Source organism: Pseudomonas sp. ADAK7, assembly GCF_012935675.1.
Classification (GTDB): Bacteria; Pseudomonadota; Gammaproteobacteria; order Pseudomonadales; family Pseudomonadaceae; genus Aquipseudomonas.
In genome coordinates, this window is record NZ_CP052861.1 from 4,013,027 (window position 1) to 4,029,303 (window position 16,277).

The following is a 16,277-nucleotide window of genomic DNA, read 5'->3' on the forward strand; positions in this document are numbered from 1 at the left end:
GTTCCCACGCTCTGCGTGGGAATGCATCCTGTGACGCCTTGCGTCACCAGCGAAGGGACGCGGAGCGTCCCGGGCGGCATTCCCACGCAGAGCGTGGGAACGATCAGCGGTGGGGCTATTCCATGTCCTTCTGCCAGGCGGTGTCTTTAAACCACTTGTCATGAATGCGGTCGTAGGTGCCGTCTTCGTGGATCTGGTGCAGGAAGTTGTTGATGAAGTTGAGGCTGTCGTAGTCGCCCTTCTTCAGGCCGAAGGCCAGCGGCTCGTAGGTGAACGGCTTGTCGAGGAACACCAGTTTGCCGGCGCCGACCTTATTCACCGCGACGACGTTGTACGGCGCGTCGTAGATGAACGCGTCGGCCTTGCCGTTGACCACGTCGAGCACGGCTTCCTGCTCGTTGTCGTAGCCGTGGTACTTGGCTTTGGAGATCAGCTTCTTGGCCACCATTTCGCCGGTGGTGCCGAGCTTGGAGGTGATGCGGTAGTCGTCGGTGTTCAGGTCTTTGTAGGACTTGATGGTGCCTTCCAGGTCCTTGCGGATCAGCAGGGTCTGGCCGACGACGATGAACGGTTCGCTGAAGTTCAGGCGCAGGTTGCGTTCCTGGGTCAGGGTCATGCCGCTGCCGATCATGTCGAACTTGTCGGTCATCAGGGCCGGGATGATGCCGTCGTAGCCGGTGGACACCAGCTCCAGCTTGACGCCCATGGCCTTGGTCATGGCCTTGAGGATGTCGACTTCGAAGCCGATGATCTCGCCGCGCTTGTTGGTCATTTCGAACGGCATGTAGGTCGGGTCCATGCCCACTTTCAGCGTGCCGCGCTTGACCGCGTCATCGATGGCACCGGCCTGCGCCGCGTTGACTGCAACCAATGCCGTGACGCCGACCAGCAGCATCGAGAGATACTTCTTCATCATCAAGTCCCCAAAACCATTGCGTTGTGAGACGCGCAATCGGCGGTTTTCGTTAGAAAACCGGCAGATACGAACAGAAAGCTGTCCGGGCGCACCAATTCGGGGACGGATCCTATCGCACTCTTTCGTTTGCACAAGGGTTAGCGCAGGAATTTGATCGTTCCCACGCTCTGCGTGGGAATGCAGCCCGGGACGCTCCGCGCCCCAAAAGCCGAACGCGGAGCGTCCGTTGAGGCATTCCCACGCAGAGCGTGGGAATGATCGGCAAAAAAAACCCCGCTTTCGCGGGGTTTTTCATTACGCCAACTGAGGCTGTGCACTCAATGGCTTGAGCGGCAACAGCGGCGCATGGGGATCGGCTTTCACCGATTTGCGCCAGGCGTCCAGCCACTCGGCGTGACCTTCGCTCCAGACCGCGTCATGCAGACGACCCAATGCCACCGGGTCACTCAACAGTTGCAGGCGCTCATGGTTGGTCAGCCCGGCAGGACCGGCCTTCAACGCATGACGAACCCGCTCGATACGCAACCATTCGATCGGTTCGGCCTGACCGTGACGGGAGGTCGCCAGCGCGCATGCCAACGCATTCTGCTGGGGATCGACCACCGCCCGGATGAAGCCGTCATTCAGCGCGTGATAACGGTTTTCATGGGTGTACTGATCGGTCGCCACCAAGGCCTGTGGCGGATTGTATTCCTCAGGGATCAGGAACAGGCTCTCGTCACGGGACTTGAGACCCAGGCCGACACGGCTGGAGATCACCGACACCGGGATCGACAGCATCAGCGAACCGACGATCGGTACCAGCCACCAGAGGAAGCTCGGGTTCAGCCAGATCACCAGCAGGGCCCAGAAGAAGCCCAGCAAGGTTTGCGGACCGTGGCGCTTGACCGCTTCGCTCCATGGCGTGGAGTCGTCGTCACGTTGTGGCGAATTCCAGGTCGCGGCCCAGCCGAGGAACGCGGCGAGTACGAAACGGGTGTGGAAAATCATCCGCACCGGCGCCAGCAACATGGAGAACAGCATCTCCAGCAGCATCGAGGCGGTCACCTTGAACTTGCCGCCGAACTCTTTCGCGCCCTTGGCCCAGATCAGGATGATGCTCAGCAACTTCGGCAGGAACAGCAGCACGACAGTGGTCGAGAACAGCGCGACAGCCTTGTCCGGGTGCCATTGTGGCCACAACGGATACAACTGGCGCGGCGCCATGAAGTACTGCGGTTCCATCAGGGTGTTCACCGCCAACAGCGCAGTGGACAACACCAGGAAGAAGAACCACAACGGCGCCGACAGGTAAGACATCACACCGGTCAGGAACACCGCGCGGTGCACCGGGTGCATGCCCTTGACCAGGAACAGGCGGAAGTTCATCAGGTTACCGTGGCACCAGCGACGGTCACGCTTGAGTTCGTCCAGCAGGTTCGGCGGCAGTTCTTCGTAGCTGCCCGGCAAGTCGTAGGCAATCCACACGCCCCAGCCGGCACGGCGCATCAGCGCGGCTTCGACGAAGTCGTGGGACAGAATCGCACCGGCAAACGCGCCTTTACCCGGCAACGGCGCCAGGGCGCAGTGCTCGATGAACGGCTTCATGCGAATGATCGCGTTGTGCCCCCAGTAGTGGGATTCGCCCAACTGCCAGAAGTGCAGGCCGGCGGTGAACAGCGGACCGTACACGCGGGTCGCAAATTGCTGCATCCGCGCATACAGGGTGTCCATGCCCGACGCCCGTGGCGCGGTCTGGATGATCCCGGCGTCCGGCGTGGCTTCCATCAAGCGCACCAGACTGGTCAGGCATTCGCCGCTCATCACGGAGTCCGCGTCGAGCACGACCATGTACTTGTAGTCACCGCCCCAACGACGGCAGAAGTCGTCGAGGTTGCCGCTTTTGCGTTTGACGCGACGGCGACGGCGGCGATAGAAGATCTTGCCGAAGCCTTTGGCTTCGCGGCAGACGTCCAGCCAGGCCTGCTGCTCGGCGACGCAGATATCGGTTTCGTTACTGTCGCTGAGGACGAAGAAATCGAAGCGATCCAGGTCACCCGTGGCCGCAACCGACTCGAAAGTCGCCCGCAGACCGGCGAATACACGCGGCACGTCTTCGTTGCAGATCGGCATCACCAGTGCGGTGCGTGCGTCCTTGGCGATCGGCTCATTGCCGGCGCTTTTGCCGGAAATGCGGTATTTGTCATGACCGGTGAGCAACTCGAGGAAGCCCATCAGCGCGGTCCAGAAACCGGCCGAGACCCAGCAGAACAGAATCCCGAACAGAATCAGGATGCTGGTTTGCAAGGCGTAAGGCAGGACCTGCATCGCGGTTTGCGTCAGGGACTGGTTGATGATTTCGTCCATGTCGACGAACGACCAACCCTGGTACGGCATGATGCCTTTCATGTACCAGCCGGCCACGATGGTCTGGCCGAGCATCAGCACCAGCAGAATGTAGCGACGGATTGAACCGACGGTGCGCCAGCGAGCCGCCGGCAACACGCGTTCATCTTTCGGCGGGGCCGGCGGATTGGTGCGACCGGTCATCCGGCGCCAGCCGCGCACCAGAATGTTGGTGCGCCATGGCTCCGGCACGACTTTGGTCCGACGGATCGGCGGAGTCGCCTTGAGTACGACACGACCACTGGCGTCAACCGCCAGCATCTCCGCTTCTTCCAGCTCTTCAGCACTGTTCAGGAGCAAGCGTTTGCCCACCGAGGCCTGCGCGGCCTCGGTCGGTGCGTCGAACGTCGAGGACGAAAGACGCTGGTGCAGTTCACTGAACGACTGGCAGCCCGCGAGTTCCGCGCGCTGCTCGTCGGTCATCGGTAAATGCGCCAGATACTCGGAGAGAGTCTCTGGCTTAAGTTGAGAATTACTCATCGGCAGGCAACTGGTAGCTCCAGGTCTCGGTCAGGACTTCTTCAGTCTCGTTCGATTCCGGTGTGGCTGGGGCCGCGTCCGCAGCGACTGGCTGCTTGGCGTCTTTGTTGTCCTTGTTCTTGGCATCGGCGACCGGCTTGGCATCGGCCTGCTTGGCGTCTGCCTGCTTGGCTTCCTTGGCTTCCTTGTCCACTTTCTCTTGCTGCTTGGCGGCGACTTTGTCGGCCTTGGCAACAGAAGAACTGGAGGAAGGTACCAACGACTTGGCCAGATCCTCAGGCTGGATCTTCTGGACCAGCGCCGCACGCATCTCGGTGGCCTTGCTCGGATCCTTGATTTTCATGCGCAGCATCAGGCGCCAGCCCTTGGTTTCAGGGTTGTAGCGCACGGTGTTCTCGACCAGTTCGGCATTGTCGCCAATGCTGACCTGGCTGCGCACGTCGGCGTTTTCCGGCAAAGCGGCCAGCGACGGGCCTTCGAAGTCCACCAGGTAGGCAACGCTGCCATCCGGCTGACGGATCAGGTTCGACTGTTTAACGTCGCCGGTGGAACGCAGGGTCTGTTTGACCCAGGCGCTGTCCGGTGCGTGAATCGAGGCTTCGTCGATGGTCCAGTGCATGCGATAGGCGACATCGAGTGGCTGGCCTGGCTCAGGCAGTTTGTCCGGGCTCCAGAAGGCCACAATGTTGTCGTTGGTTTCGTCGGCGGTCGGAATTTCCACCAGGTCTACAGAACCCTTGCCCCAATCGCCTTTTGGCTCGATCCAGGCACTTGGGCGCTTGTCGTAGCGGTCGTCGAGGTCTTCATAGTGGCTGAAGTCGCGACCACGCTGCAGCAAGCCGAAGCCACGCGGGTTTTCGATGGCGAAGTTGCTGACCGCCAGGTGTTTTGGATTGTTCAGTGGGCGCCAGATCCACTCGCCGTTGCCGGCATGGATCGACAGACCGCTGGAGTCGTGCAGTTCGCGACGATAGTTCAGCACTTTCGACGGCTGGTTGGCGCCGAACAGGAACATGCTGGTCAGCGGCGCAACGCCAAGCTTGGTGACTTTGTCACGCAGGAACATCTTCGCCTTGACGTCGACCACGGTGTCGCTGCCTGGACGCAGGGTCAGGCGATAGGCACCGGTGGCACGTGGCGAATCCAGCAGGGCGAAGATCACCAGGTGCTTGTCACCCGGCTTCGGCTGTTGAATCCAGAACTCGGTGAAACGCGGGAATTCTTCGCCGGACGGCAATGCGGTATCGATGGCCATGCCGCGTGCGGACAAGCCATAAGTGTGACCCTTGCCGACCACGCGGAAGTAACTCGCGCCGAGCATGGTCATGATTTCGTCTTGCTTGTCGGCCTTGTTGATCGGGTACAGCACACGGAAACCGGCATAACCCAGTTGTTCGGTGGCTTTAGGATCGAACGATACGTCGCCGAAATCGAAACGACTTGGGTCGTATTTGATCTCTTCGACGGTATTGGCCGTGATTTCGTTGATTTTCACCGGGGTATCGAAGTGCATGCCCTGGTGATAGAACGACAGCTTGAACGGGGTTTTCTGATCGGCCCACTCGGCTTTTTCAGTGCGGAAACGAATTTTCTGATAGTCCGCGAATTTCATCTCGCGGAATTCGTTCGGCAGGTTACTGCGCGGGGCTTCGTATTTCTGCCCGGCCAGCTCTTTCGCCTTGACCGACACATCATCCAGGTTGAATGCCCAAAGCTGGCCGGCGCTGAGCAGGCACAGCAGTGCAGAGCCCGCTACCAGAGCGCTTCGGAACCGTTGGGCAGACAATTTTGGTGCATTACAGGGACTAACAATCACGAGCAACCCTCGCCGAAAACAGATCAAAAAACCAACGGCCAGCTATCTATATGCCAGGTTGGCGAGCATTGTTCCGACTCCTATGGGGCTAAATGATTCCCCAACAGGTCCGGGCAAGTCTCTACCTAAGTCAAAATGGGCCAACGAATGCTGATCCCCGTAGCGCGCGATTATCTAGTAGGCCGCGTTACAAAGCATCAGGGGGTAACAAAGTATTTATCGGGGAAAACCCCTGTTTTCAGTGGAAACGCCCTTAAAAACAGGTTTCAAGGCGTTTCAGGTCTGTAACAGGAAGGTGACCGGGCCATCATTGACCAGATGCACCTGCATATCCGCGCCGAATCTACCTGATGCCACAGTGCCATGCACCTCTTTCGCTTTGCCTAATAGATAGTCGAAAAGTTCTTCACCCAGGGCCGGAGGCGCCGCGGTCGAAAAACTCGGGCGCAGCCCACTCTTGGTGTCGGCCGCCAGGGTGAACTGCGAGACCAGCAGCAACCCTCCGCCGACATCCGCCAGGGACAGATTCATCTTGCCCTCGGCGTCACTGAATACACGATAGTTAAGCATCTTATGCAGAAGTTTGTCGGCACTGGCCCGAGTGTCCTCGGGCTCAACGGCCACCAGCACCAGCAATCCCTGGTCGACTGCACCCACCACCTCCCCCGCTACCTCGACGCGCGCGCCTCGCACGCGCTGCAACAGACCCTTCATGCTTCTTCAGGCGGCAGATCAAGCAAGCGCCGGGCCATCTGACCAGCGGCACGTACCAGGGCATCGGTGATGCCCGGTTCGGACGCGGCGTGGCCGGCGTCGCGGATCACCTGCAGTTCGCTGTTCGGCCAGGCTTGATGCAATTCCCAGGCGTTGTCCAACGGACAGATCACGTCGTAACGGCCATGGACGATCACACCGGGCAAATGGGCGATCTTGCCCATGTCGCGGATCAACTGGTTCGGCTCAAGGAAGGCGTTGTTGGTGAAGTAATGGCATTCGATGCGGGCAATCGACAGTGCGCGTTGCGGCTCGGAGAAACGATCGACCACCAGCGGGTTCGGCCGCAGGGTCGCGGTCCGACCTTCCCAGGTGGACCAGGCCTTGGCCGCGTGCATCTGGGCGATCTGATCGTTGCCGGTCAGGCGCTTGTGGAAAGCGGTGAGCAGGTCGCCGCGCTCGTCCAAAGGGATCGGCGCGATGTAATCCTGCCAGTAGTCGGGAAACAGGCGACTGGCGCCGGCCTGGTAGAACCACTCGATTTCCTGCGGACGGCAGAGAAAAATCCCGCGCAGGATCAGGCCGTGCACACGCTCCGGGTGGGTTTGCGCGTAGGCCAGCGCCAGGGTCGAGCCCCAGGAACCGCCGAACAACACCCATTTTTCGATATTCAGGTGTTTGCGGATCCGTTCCAGGTCGGCAACCAGATCCCAGGTGGTGTTGTTTTCAAGGTTGGCGTGGGGCGTGGAGCGACCGCAGCCGCGCTGGTCGAAGGTGACAATGCGATACAGGTTCGGATCGAAATACCGACGGCTTTGGGCATCACACCCGGCGCCGGGGCCGCCATGGATGAACACCACCGGCAAACCTTCCGGTGAACCGCTTTCGTCGACGTACAGCGTGTGGGGTTTATCGACGGCCAGATCGTGCCGGGCGTAGGGTTTGATCTGCGGGAACAAAGTCTGCATTGCGCGCTCCGTAAGGGGTCGAGGTCATCCCTGGGGGGACTTCTATTATTCTGCCGTCCGGCATCATAAACCCGAATTACGTCAATGAGCATGCCCTTGCAACGTCAGAGCCTGTCAGCCAGAAACCCGACCAGCGTTTCATACAGTCGGTCGACCTCGGCGACCTGTCCGCGCCCCCGCAGACAGCCGTGCACCAGCCCTTCGCCGTAGTAAAGCGTCGCGTTGACGCCCGCGGCGTTGAGCCGCTTGGCATAGTGCACACCGTCGTCGCGCAGCGGGTCGAATTGCGCCACGGCGATCCACGCCGGCGGCAAACCGCTGAAATCGTCGGCGAGCAAGGGCATGGCATAGGCGCTCGGTTGTGCACTGCCACGCAAGTACAGGGCGTGATAGCAATCTACGTCGCTGCTGCTGAGCAGCGGCGCGTCGGCGCACTCGCTGCGAGACGGCAAATGGTGATCGCCGCCCAGCCCCGGATAAATCAGCACCTGGGCGGTGGGAAGCGGTTCACCCGTATCGCGTAATGCCAGGCATAACGCGGCGGCGAGATTGCCGCCGGCGCTGTCTCCGGCGACGACCATTCGCTCCGGGTCGAACCAGAACGGCCCTGACCGTAACGCCCGCCAGACCTTCAGGCAATCGTCGAACCCGGCCGGGAACGGGTGCTCGGGCGCCAACCGATAATCCACCGCAACCACCATCGCCCCCAGCGCCGCCGCCAGTTCGGCGCAGATGAAATCATGGGAATCCAGGTCCCCCACCACCCAGCCGCCGCCATGCAAATACAAAATGCATGGCCAGCCGCTGGCCGGTGGTGTCACTGGCGGTCGATAGGAACGCACCGCCACGCCTGCCAACGTGAAGTCGGTGACTTCAAGCCCGGCAGGACGGGTTGGGGTAAACGCCCGGCACATCTCGCTGTAGGTCTGGCGCAACCCGGTGAGGCTGCTGTCGGTGCTGTTGAAGCCGAGGGTTTTCTCGACGAAGACCGACATCTGGGCGGAAAGGAGGTAAGGAGCCATGGGCTTCGTGTCAGCCTGTTCAGAATCAGTTTTTCAGGCTGGCCTGCACAGCCGCCACCCCTTCCTTGCCATCAAAACTGCTGACTCCCGCCAGCCAACGCTGAAGGTCTTCCGGATGCTCGCGCAGCCAAGCCTTGGCAACCTCCTGCGGCGTCTTGCGCTCCATGATCGGCACCATCAACTGGCTTTCCTGGGCCGCAGTGAAGGTCAGGTTTTGCAGCAGGCGATTCACGTTCGGGCAGCGTTCGGCGTAGTCCGGCGCGGTGACGGTGGAGACCGTCGCCGCGCCTTCGTTCGGGCCGTAGACGTCTTCACTGCCGGTCAGGTAGGCGATTTTCATGTTGATGTTCATCGGGTGCGGGGTCCAGCCGACGAACACCACGAACTCCTTGCGGTTCACCGCCCGCTGCACAGCGGCGAGCATGCCGGCCTCGCCGGACTCGATCAGTTTGAAATCCTTCAGGCCAAAATGGTTGGTCTCGATCATGGTCTTGATCGTGGTGTTAGCGCCGCTGCCCGGCTCGATGCCGTAGATCTTGCCGCCGAGCTGTTCTTTGAATTTGGCGATGTCGGCGAAGGTTTTCAGCCCGGCCGCCGCCACGTACTCAGGTACGGCGAGGGTCGCCTGGGCGTCGGCCAGGCTCGGTTTGTCCATGACCTTGACCTGGTTGGCCGCCACGAACGGTGCGATGTTCTTGTCCATCGCCGGTTTCCAGTAACCGAGGAAGATATCGAGGCGCTTGTCGCGGATGCCGGCGAAGATGATTTGCTGCACGGCGCTGGTTTGCTTGCTTTCGTAGCCGAGGCCATTGAGCAAGACATCGGCCATGCCGCTGGTGGCGATCACGTCGGTCCAGTTGACCACCCCCATGCGCACGGCTTTGCAGGACGCATCGTCACTGGCCAGGACGCTGGTGCTCAACAGAGCGGTGCCGCAGAGGATTGAGAGACAGCGGGTGAACAGTCTTTTCATCGGAGGGAACTCGTGCGGCAGCGATTATTGTGGGATTCGGCGTCTTTGTGCACCGTGCCCAGAACATTACGCAGCAGACGAGCGGTAAAAGCGACCTGTGGCGACCGAGATTTGCACGGTGGCGACTTGATAGCGAAGTGCCGATCGTTCCCACGCTCTGCGGCGTGGGAACGATCGGCGCGCTCTGCGTGGGAATGGTCGGCGATCCGTTACGCGTAGTGCTTCTGGCCCCAAGCCAACAACCCTTGCAGCAATTCCTTGAGCACCACCTGCGTTGGTGCCGCCAGGTCAGGCCGATAGCGGAACGGCTCAAACTCTTCCATATACGTGCACTGCCCCAGTTCCAGTTGCACCGCGTGGATATTCTCGGCCGGCTTGCCGTAATGGCGGGTGATATGGCCGCCCTTGAAGCGTCCGTTCAGCACATGGCTGTACTCGGTGTGTTTGGCGCAGATCGCTTCCATTTGCGTGGCCAACTGTGGATCGCAACTGGCACCGTTGAAGGTCCCGAGGTTGAAGTCCGGCAGTTTGCCGTCGAACAGGTGCGGGATGATCGAGCGGATCGAGTGCGCATCGAACAGCAGCGCGTAGCCGAACTCGGCTTTGAGTCGCGCCAACTCGTTCTGCAAGGTGCTGTGATACGGCGTCCAGATCTGTTCCAGATACGTCGCGCGCTCGACCGCCGTCGGCTCCATGCCCTCGCGGAACAATGGAATGCCATCGAACAGTATCGACGGGTACAGGCCGGTGGTGGCGCCGACGTACATCGGTTTGTCGTCGGACGGTCGGTTCAGGTCGATGACAAACCGTGAGTACTCGCCGGCCAGGGTGCTGGCGCCCAGTTCGGTGGCGAAATCGTAAAGCTGCGGGATGTGCCAGTCGGTGTCCGGCAGGCTTTTCGCGTCGGGGATCAACCCGGCTTCGACCACAGGCGTCAGGCGCAAACCGGCGTGGGGCATGCTGATCAGCAGCGGCACGCGGCCTTGTTTGAAGTTCAGAACCTTATCCACAACTGCTCTCCTAAAGGCTTGTCTCGACGCCGTGACGCACGACGCGTTTTTCCAGGTCGCCGCCCAGCCAGTACGACAGGTCGGCGGGACGATCAATTTGCCAGGCCACAAAGTCGGCGACCTTGCCCACTTCCAGCGAACCGTGGGTGTCGGCCATGCCCAGCGCGGTGGCGGCATGAATGGTTGCGCCAGCCAGGGCTTCTTCCGGGGTCATGCGGAAACAGGTGCAGGCCATGTTCAGCATCAGGCGCAGCGACAGCGCCGGCGAGGTGCCGGGGTTGAGGTCGCTGGCGATGGCGATTTTCACCCCGTGCTTGCGCAGGGCGTCCATCGGCGGCAATTGGGTTTCGCGCAGGAAGTAGAAAGCGCCGGGCAGCAGCACCGCGACGGTGCCGGACTTGGCCATGGCGATGGCGTCGTCTTCGTCCATGAATTCCAGGTGATCGGCGGACAACGCGTGGTAACGCGCGGCCAGGCTCGACCCATGCAAGGACGACAACTGTTCAGCGTGCAGCTTCACCGGCAGACCGAGTTCCTGTGCGGTGATAAACACCCGCTCGACCTGCGCCGGCGAGAACGCCAGGTATTCGCAGAACGCATCCACCGCATCCACCAATCCTTCAGCGGCGAGTGCCGGGAGCATTTCGGCGCAGATGTGATCAATGTAAGCGTCGGCACGATCGGCATATTCCGGCGGCAACGCGTGAGCGGCCAGGCAGGTGCTGCGCACGCTGACCGGCAACTCGGCGCCGAGGCGACGGATGACCCGCAGGATCTTGCGTTCGCTGGCCAGGTCGAGGCCGTAGCCGGACTTCATCTCGACCGTGGTCACGCCATCGCGCAGCAGGCTCTTCAGACGCTTGGCGGCGCTGGCGAACAGTTCGTCTTCGCTGGCCGCGCGGGTGGCGCGCACGGTGCTGGCAATGCCGCCACCGGCCGCAGCGATTTCCGAGTAGCTGACGCCTTGCAGGCGCTGTTCGAATTCACCGCTGCGGTTACCGCCGAACACCGTGTGAGTGTGGCAGTCGATCAGGCCCGGAGTGACCCAGGCCCCTTTCAGGTCGTTGACCGCCGGGTAATCGCCCGACGGCAATTCAGCACGTGGGCCGATCCACTCGATGTGCGCACCGGACGTCACGATGGCCGCATCCTCGATGATCGAGTAGGCGCCTTGCGCCATGGTTGCGACGTGGCAGTGTTGCCAGAGCGTTTTCATCCTGGCCTCCGTTAGGTTATCGATGAGAAAAAGTAGAGTCCCGCGTCACCAATGCCGCTTTACCTGCCGCCGGTTTCACCCAGGTCAGGTAGGCCAGCACCAGCAACACAATCCAGACCACGCCAACGATCAGCGCGGCTTGGGTATCCGGGAAGTAGCCGAGCACGCCGAAAATAAACAGCATGAACGCAATCGCCGCCATCGGCGCATAAGGCCAGAACGGCACCGGGAATTTCAGTTCAGCGACCTGTTCGGCGCTCATGGAACGGCGCATCGCCACCTGGGTGAACAGGATCATCAGCCAGACCCACACCGTGGCGAAGGTCGCGATGGACGCGATCAGCAGGAACACGTTCTCCGGGATCAGGTAGTTCAGCAACACGCCCAACAGCAGCGCAGCGCTCATCACTACAACGGTCATCCATGGCACGCCATTGCCCGACAGGCGAGCGAAGCCTTTGGGTGCGTGACCTTGCTGGGCCAGGCCGTACATCATCCGGCCCGCGCCGAAGATGTCACTGTTGATGGCCGACACCGCTGCAGAGATCACCACGATATTGAGGATGGTCGCTGCCGAGCTGATCCCCAGGTTGTCGAAAATCTGCACGAACGGACTGCCCTGGCTGCCAATCTGCTGCCACGGGAAGATCGACATCAGCACAAACATCGTCAGCACGTAGAACAGCAAAATGCGCAACGGCACGGCGTTGATCGCCCGGGGCAGCACGTGCTGCGGATCCTTGGCTTCACCAGCGGTAACGCCGATGATTTCGATGCCGCCAAACGCGAACATCACTACGGCAAACGAAGCGATCAGACCGCCCACGCCGTTGGGCATGAAGCCGCCATGGCTCCACAGGTTACTGATATCGGTCGCCTGGGCGCCGGGCGCGGTGCTGATGCCGAACAGCATGATGCCGAAGCCACCGAGGATCATCGCGACGATGGCCGCGACCTTGAGCAGCGACAACCAGAACTCCATTTCGCCAAAGACTTTGACGTTGCACAGGTTCAGGCCGCCGACCACCGAAACGATGCCCAGGACCCAGATCCAGCGCGCGACTTCCGGAAACCAGAAGCCCATGTAGATACCGAACGCGGTGACGTCAGCCATGCCGACGATGACCATTTCGAACGCGTAGGTCCAACCGAGGATGAAGCCTGCCATCGGCCCCAGGTAGGTGCTGGCGTAGTGACCGAAAGAGCCGGCCACCGGGTTGTGCACCGCCATCTCACCGAGGGCGCGCATGACCATGAACACCGCCGCGCCACCGATCAGGTAGGCGAGCAGTACCGCCGGCCCGGCCATTTGAATGGCCGAGGCAGAACCGTAGAACAGCCCGGTGCCGATAGCCGACCCCAGCGCCATGAAGCGAATATGTCGGGCAGAGAGCCCGCGTTTTAATCTTTTTGTTTGCGGTTGCATTGCTCGTCCTTAATTATTCTTATTTGGCGGAAAAGATCGTTCCCACGCTCTGCGTGGGAATGCAGCCCGTGACGCTCCGCGTCACTGGACGCGGAGCGTCCCCAGAGGCATTCCCACGCAGAGCGTGGGAACGATCACCATCAGACTTACAGGCTCGGCAACAACTTCACCGCCACCAGCTCGTTCAGGCAACGGGTCGCCAACAACTCGCTCGCCGCATTGATGTCCGGCGCAAAGAAACGGTCCTTCTCATAGAACGGCACTTCGGCACGCAGGATGGCCCGGGCCTTTTCCAGCTTGGTCGAGGTCTTCAGGCCGTCACGCAGATCCAGGCCCTGGCACGCCGCCAACCATTCCACGGCCAGAACACCGCGAGTGTTTTCGGCCATTTCCCACAGACGCTTGCCGGCGGCCGGCGCCATCGACACGTGATCTTCCTGGTTCGCCGACGTCGGCAGGCTGTCCACCGAATGCGGATGGGACAACGCCTTGTTCTCGGAGGCCAGGGCCGCCGCAGTCACCTGGGCGATCATGAAGCCGGAGTTCACGCCGCCATTGGCCACCAGGAACGGCGGCAGTTGCGACATGTGCTTGTCCATCATCAGCGAGATGCGACGCTCGCTCAGGGAACCGATTTCGGCGATGGCCAGCGCCATGTTGTCAGCGGCCATGGCCACCGGCTCGGCGTGGAAGTTGCCGCCGGAAATCACGTCGCCTTCAGCAGCGAATACCAACGGGTTGTCGGACACGGCGTTGGCTTCGACGGCCAACACTTCGGCGGCTTGACGGAACTGAGTCAGGCAGGCGCCCATGACTTGCGGCTGGCAGCGCAGGGAGTAAGGGTCCTGGACCTTTTCGCAGTTCTGGTGCGAGTCGGAGACTTCACTGCGTTCGCCCAGCAAATCGCGGTAAGCGGCAGCGGCGTCGATCTGGCCTTTCTGGCCGCGAGCTGCATGGATGCGTGCGTCGAACGGCGAGCGCGAGCCCAACACCGCTTCAACGGTCATGCCACCGATGGCCAGGGCGCCGGCGAACAGGTCTTCGCCCTCGAACAGGCCGCGCAATGCATAAGCGGTCGACACTTGGGTGCCGTTGAGCAGCGCCAGGCCTTCTTTGGCCGCGAGGGTCAGCGGCGTCAAACCGGCAACTTTCAGCGCTTCGGTCGCTTCCATCCACTCGCCCTTATAGCGCGCCTTGCCTTCGCCCAGCAGCACGAGAGACATGTGCGCCAACGGTGCCAGGTCGCCGGATGCACCGACCGAACCTTTCAATGGAATGTGCGGGTAAACCTCGGCGTTGATCAGTGCGATCAGCGCATCGATCACCACGCGGCGGATACCGGAGAAGCCACGGCTCAGGCTGTTGACCTTGAGCACCATGACCAGGCGCACCAGCGCGTCGCTGATCGGCTCGCCGACACCGGCGGCGTGGGACAGCACCAGCGAGCGCTGCAGGTTTTCCAGGTCTTCGCTGGCGATGCGGGTCGAGGCCAGCAGGCCGAAGCCGGTGTTGATGCCGTAGGCGGTGCGGTTTTCCGCGAGGATCTGTTCCACGCAGGCAACGCTGGCTTCGATCTGGGCCGAGGCGCTGTTGTCGAGGGTGAGTTTCACCGGTTGCTGATACACGTCACGCAGTTGGGCAAGGCTCAGTTGGCCGGGAATCAAATTAAGCGCAGTCACATCGTTCTCCTTTTGAGAGTTTCTTATTAACTCACCAGACGCTCCGGAGATGTCCGTTGTCCGTCGCGTCTCGTTTGTGGGGAGACGCGCCTTGGCACGCTGGTGTTGTGGATTTCAGTTCAGATTGGGTAAAGCCATTTGCAGCAAAATCGGGTCTTTCAACACGCTGGCTGCGGCGGCGATGTCCGGTGCCAACCAACGGTCCTGGTCGTAGGCCGGAACGCGTTCGCGCAGCAGGCGCCAGGCGGTATCGGTGCCGGCACCGAAGCGTTGCTCCTTGAGGAATTCAAACGCCTGGGCCGCCAGCAGGTACTCGATGGCGAGGATCTGCGTGACGTTTTCCAGGGCGCGATGCAGCTTCAGCGCGGCATTGGTGCCAAGGCTCAGGTGATCTTCCTGCAAACCCGAGGTGACGTAGTTGTCGAGCACGGCCGGTTGCGCCAATTGGCGGTTTTCCGCACACAGCGAAGCGGCGACGTACTGGACGATCATCATCCCGGAGTTCACCCCCGGATTGGCTACCAAAAACGCTGGCAAGCCACTGACGTGCGGGTTGATCAAGCGGTCCAGGCGCCGCTCGGCGATGGAGCCGATTTCGGCCATGGCAATCGCCAGCAGATCCGCTGCCATCGCCACGGACTGACCGTGCGGGTTGGCCTGGGACATCACCCGGAAGTTGTCCGGTGTGCCCAGCAGCATCGGGTTATCGGTGACGGAGTTGAGTTCGGTTTCAATCTGCTTTTTCGCGTGCTCAAGCTGATCGCGAGCGGCGCCGTGAACCTGCGGAATCGAACGAATGCTCAAGGCATCCTGGGTGCGAATACCAAAGCTCGAAGCAATCACTTCACTGCCATCGAGCAACGCTCGCAGGTTGCTGCCGACGTGCTGCATGCCCGGGTGCGGTTTGAGCGCGATGATCTCGGCGTCGAACGCGGCGATCTGGCCACGCTGGGCTTCGAAACTCATGGCACCGATCACGTCGGCCCATTGCACCAGACGCGTGGCGTCGGCCAGGGCCAGGCAGCTGAGGCCGGACATGCACGGCGTGCCGTTGACCAGGCACAAACCGTCCTTGGCGCCGAGCTGAACCGGTTCCAGGCCTTCTTCGGCCAGGGCTTGCTGCGCCGAGACGATCTGCCCGCGATAGCTGACATTGCCGACACCCAGCAGCGTGATGCTGATGTGGGCCATGTGGGTGAGGTAACCCACCGAACCCTGGGACGGCACTTGCGGGGTGATGCCGCGATTGAGCAGCGCCAGCAGGCCTTCGACCACCCGGCGGTGAATGCCGGATTTGCCGTGGCTGTAGTTGCGGATCGCGGCGCAAATAATCGCGCGGGTCTGTTCGTCGGCCAATGGCGCGCCAACGCCACAGGCGTGGCTGAGCAAGGTGTTGCGCGACAGTTGGCTGAGCTGTTCGTCTTTCAGCGAGACGTTGCACAAGGCGCCGAGCCCGGTGTTGACGCCATACGCACGCTCGCCGCTGGCGACGATGCGCTGGACGATGGCCTGGGCATTGTCGATCCGTGCCCAAGTCTCGGCCGACAGCTCAAGCTGCGCGCCGTGACGGGCGACGGCGACCACATCCTGCCAACGCAACGGGGCATCGGCGATAACGATTTTTTCAGCCTGGGACATCATTGACCTCTTGAAGTTGATCGTTCCCACGCTC

At 61.4% G+C, this 16,277-nt stretch carries 12 protein-coding genes; all 12 read right to left on the minus strand.

The window, feature by feature from the left end:
• Positions 1–115 precede the first annotated feature (115 nt).
• The 12 genes from HKK53_RS18450 to hutH (HKK53_RS18505) all read right to left on the minus strand — a co-directional run bounded on the left by HKK53_RS18450 (position 116) and on the right by hutH (HKK53_RS18505) (position 16,243).
• Entirely contained in the window at positions 116–913 is a 798-nt protein-coding gene (locus HKK53_RS18450; protein ID WP_169372014.1) for a transporter substrate-binding domain-containing protein, read from the minus strand.
• Positions 914–1,210: 297 nt separating this feature from the next.
• Complete coding sequence (mdoH, locus tag HKK53_RS18455; RefSeq protein WP_169372015.1) at positions 1,211–3,781, minus strand: glucans biosynthesis glucosyltransferase MdoH; 2,571 nt, start codon at positions 3,779–3,781, stop codon at positions 1,211–1,213.
• The gene (locus HKK53_RS18460) at positions 3,774–5,597 is read right to left on the minus strand and encodes a glucan biosynthesis protein (RefSeq protein WP_169372016.1); all 1,824 of its coding nucleotides are present in this window, start codon (positions 5,595–5,597) and stop codon (positions 3,774–3,776) included. Before HKK53_RS18460 ends, mdoH begins: the two co-directional genes overlap by 8 nt.
• Positions 5,598–5,873: 276 nt before the next feature.
• Positions 5,874–6,311 (minus strand): D-aminoacyl-tRNA deacylase, encoded by a 438-nt coding sequence (gene dtd, locus HKK53_RS18465; RefSeq protein ID WP_169372017.1) that lies wholly within the window; start codon positions 6,309–6,311, stop codon positions 5,874–5,876.
• Positions 6,308–7,279, minus strand: coding sequence for a prolyl aminopeptidase (gene pip / locus HKK53_RS18470; protein WP_169372018.1), 972 nt, complete (start codon positions 7,277–7,279; stop codon positions 6,308–6,310). Before pip ends, dtd begins: the two co-directional genes overlap by 4 nt.
• A gap of 104 nt (positions 7,280–7,383) precedes the next feature.
• The gene (locus HKK53_RS18475; protein ID WP_169372019.1) at positions 7,384–8,301 is read right to left on the minus strand and encodes an alpha/beta hydrolase; all 918 of its coding nucleotides are present in this window, start codon (positions 8,299–8,301) and stop codon (positions 7,384–7,386) included.
• A gap of 25 nt (positions 8,302–8,326) precedes the next feature.
• Positions 8,327–9,274: a choline ABC transporter substrate-binding protein gene (locus tag HKK53_RS18480; RefSeq protein WP_169372020.1), complete on the minus strand. Its 948-nt coding sequence runs from the start codon at positions 9,272–9,274 to the stop codon at positions 8,327–8,329.
• A 209-nt stretch (positions 9,275–9,483) separates the two neighbouring features.
• A complete protein-coding gene (gene hutG, locus HKK53_RS18485; protein WP_169372021.1) occupies positions 9,484–10,284 on the minus strand; it encodes an N-formylglutamate deformylase in 801 nt (266 codons plus the stop codon).
• Positions 10,285–10,294: 10 nt separating this feature from the next.
• Positions 10,295–11,500: an imidazolonepropionase gene (gene hutI / locus HKK53_RS18490; RefSeq protein ID WP_169372022.1), complete on the minus strand. Its 1,206-nt coding sequence runs from the start codon at positions 11,498–11,500 to the stop codon at positions 10,295–10,297.
• Positions 11,501–11,516: 16 nt separating this feature from the next.
• Entirely contained in the window at positions 11,517–12,926 is a 1,410-nt protein-coding gene (locus HKK53_RS18495) for an amino acid permease (protein ID WP_169372023.1), read from the minus strand.
• A gap of 146 nt (positions 12,927–13,072) precedes the next feature.
• Positions 13,073–14,605: a histidine ammonia-lyase gene (gene hutH, locus HKK53_RS18500; RefSeq protein WP_169372024.1), complete on the minus strand. Its 1,533-nt coding sequence runs from the start codon at positions 14,603–14,605 to the stop codon at positions 13,073–13,075.
• 114 nt (positions 14,606–14,719) lie between these two features.
• Positions 14,720–16,243 carry a histidine ammonia-lyase gene (gene hutH / locus HKK53_RS18505; RefSeq protein ID WP_169372025.1) on the minus strand — a complete coding sequence of 508 codons (1,524 nt, stop codon included), beginning with the start codon at positions 16,241–16,243 and terminating at the stop codon, positions 14,720–14,722.
• Positions 16,244–16,277 lie beyond the last annotated feature (34 nt).

What these genes read in the sequence shown, in the direction of transcription:
- HKK53_RS18450 (WP_169372014.1), bottom strand. Translation starts at nt 913, where the DNA reads ATGAAGAAGTATCTCTCGATGCTGCTGGTCGGCGTCACGGCATTGGTT.
- mdoH (WP_169372015.1), bottom strand. Translation starts at nt 3,781, where the DNA reads ATGAGTAATTCTCAACTTAAGCCAGAGACTCTCTCCGAGTATCTGGCG.
- HKK53_RS18475 (WP_169372019.1), bottom strand. Translation starts at nt 8,301, where the DNA reads ATGGCTCCTTACCTCCTTTCCGCCCAGATGTCGGTCTTCGTCGAGAAA.
- dtd (WP_169372017.1), bottom strand. Translation starts at nt 6,311, where the DNA reads ATGAAGGGTCTGTTGCAGCGCGTGCGAGGCGCGCGCGTCGAGGTAGCG.
- HKK53_RS18480 (WP_169372020.1), bottom strand. Translation starts at nt 9,274, where the DNA reads ATGAAAAGACTGTTCACCCGCTGTCTCTCAATCCTCTGCGGCACCGCT.
- hutH (WP_169372025.1), bottom strand. Translation starts at nt 16,243, where the DNA reads ATGTCCCAGGCTGAAAAAATCGTTATCGCCGATGCCCCGTTGCGTTGG.
- pip (WP_169372018.1), bottom strand. Translation starts at nt 7,279, where the DNA reads ATGCAGACTTTGTTCCCGCAGATCAAACCCTACGCCCGGCACGATCTG.
- HKK53_RS18495 (WP_169372023.1), bottom strand. Translation starts at nt 12,926, where the DNA reads ATGCAACCGCAAACAAAAAGATTAAAACGCGGGCTCTCTGCCCGACAT.
- hutI (WP_169372022.1), bottom strand. Translation starts at nt 11,500, where the DNA reads ATGAAAACGCTCTGGCAACACTGCCACGTCGCAACCATGGCGCAAGGC.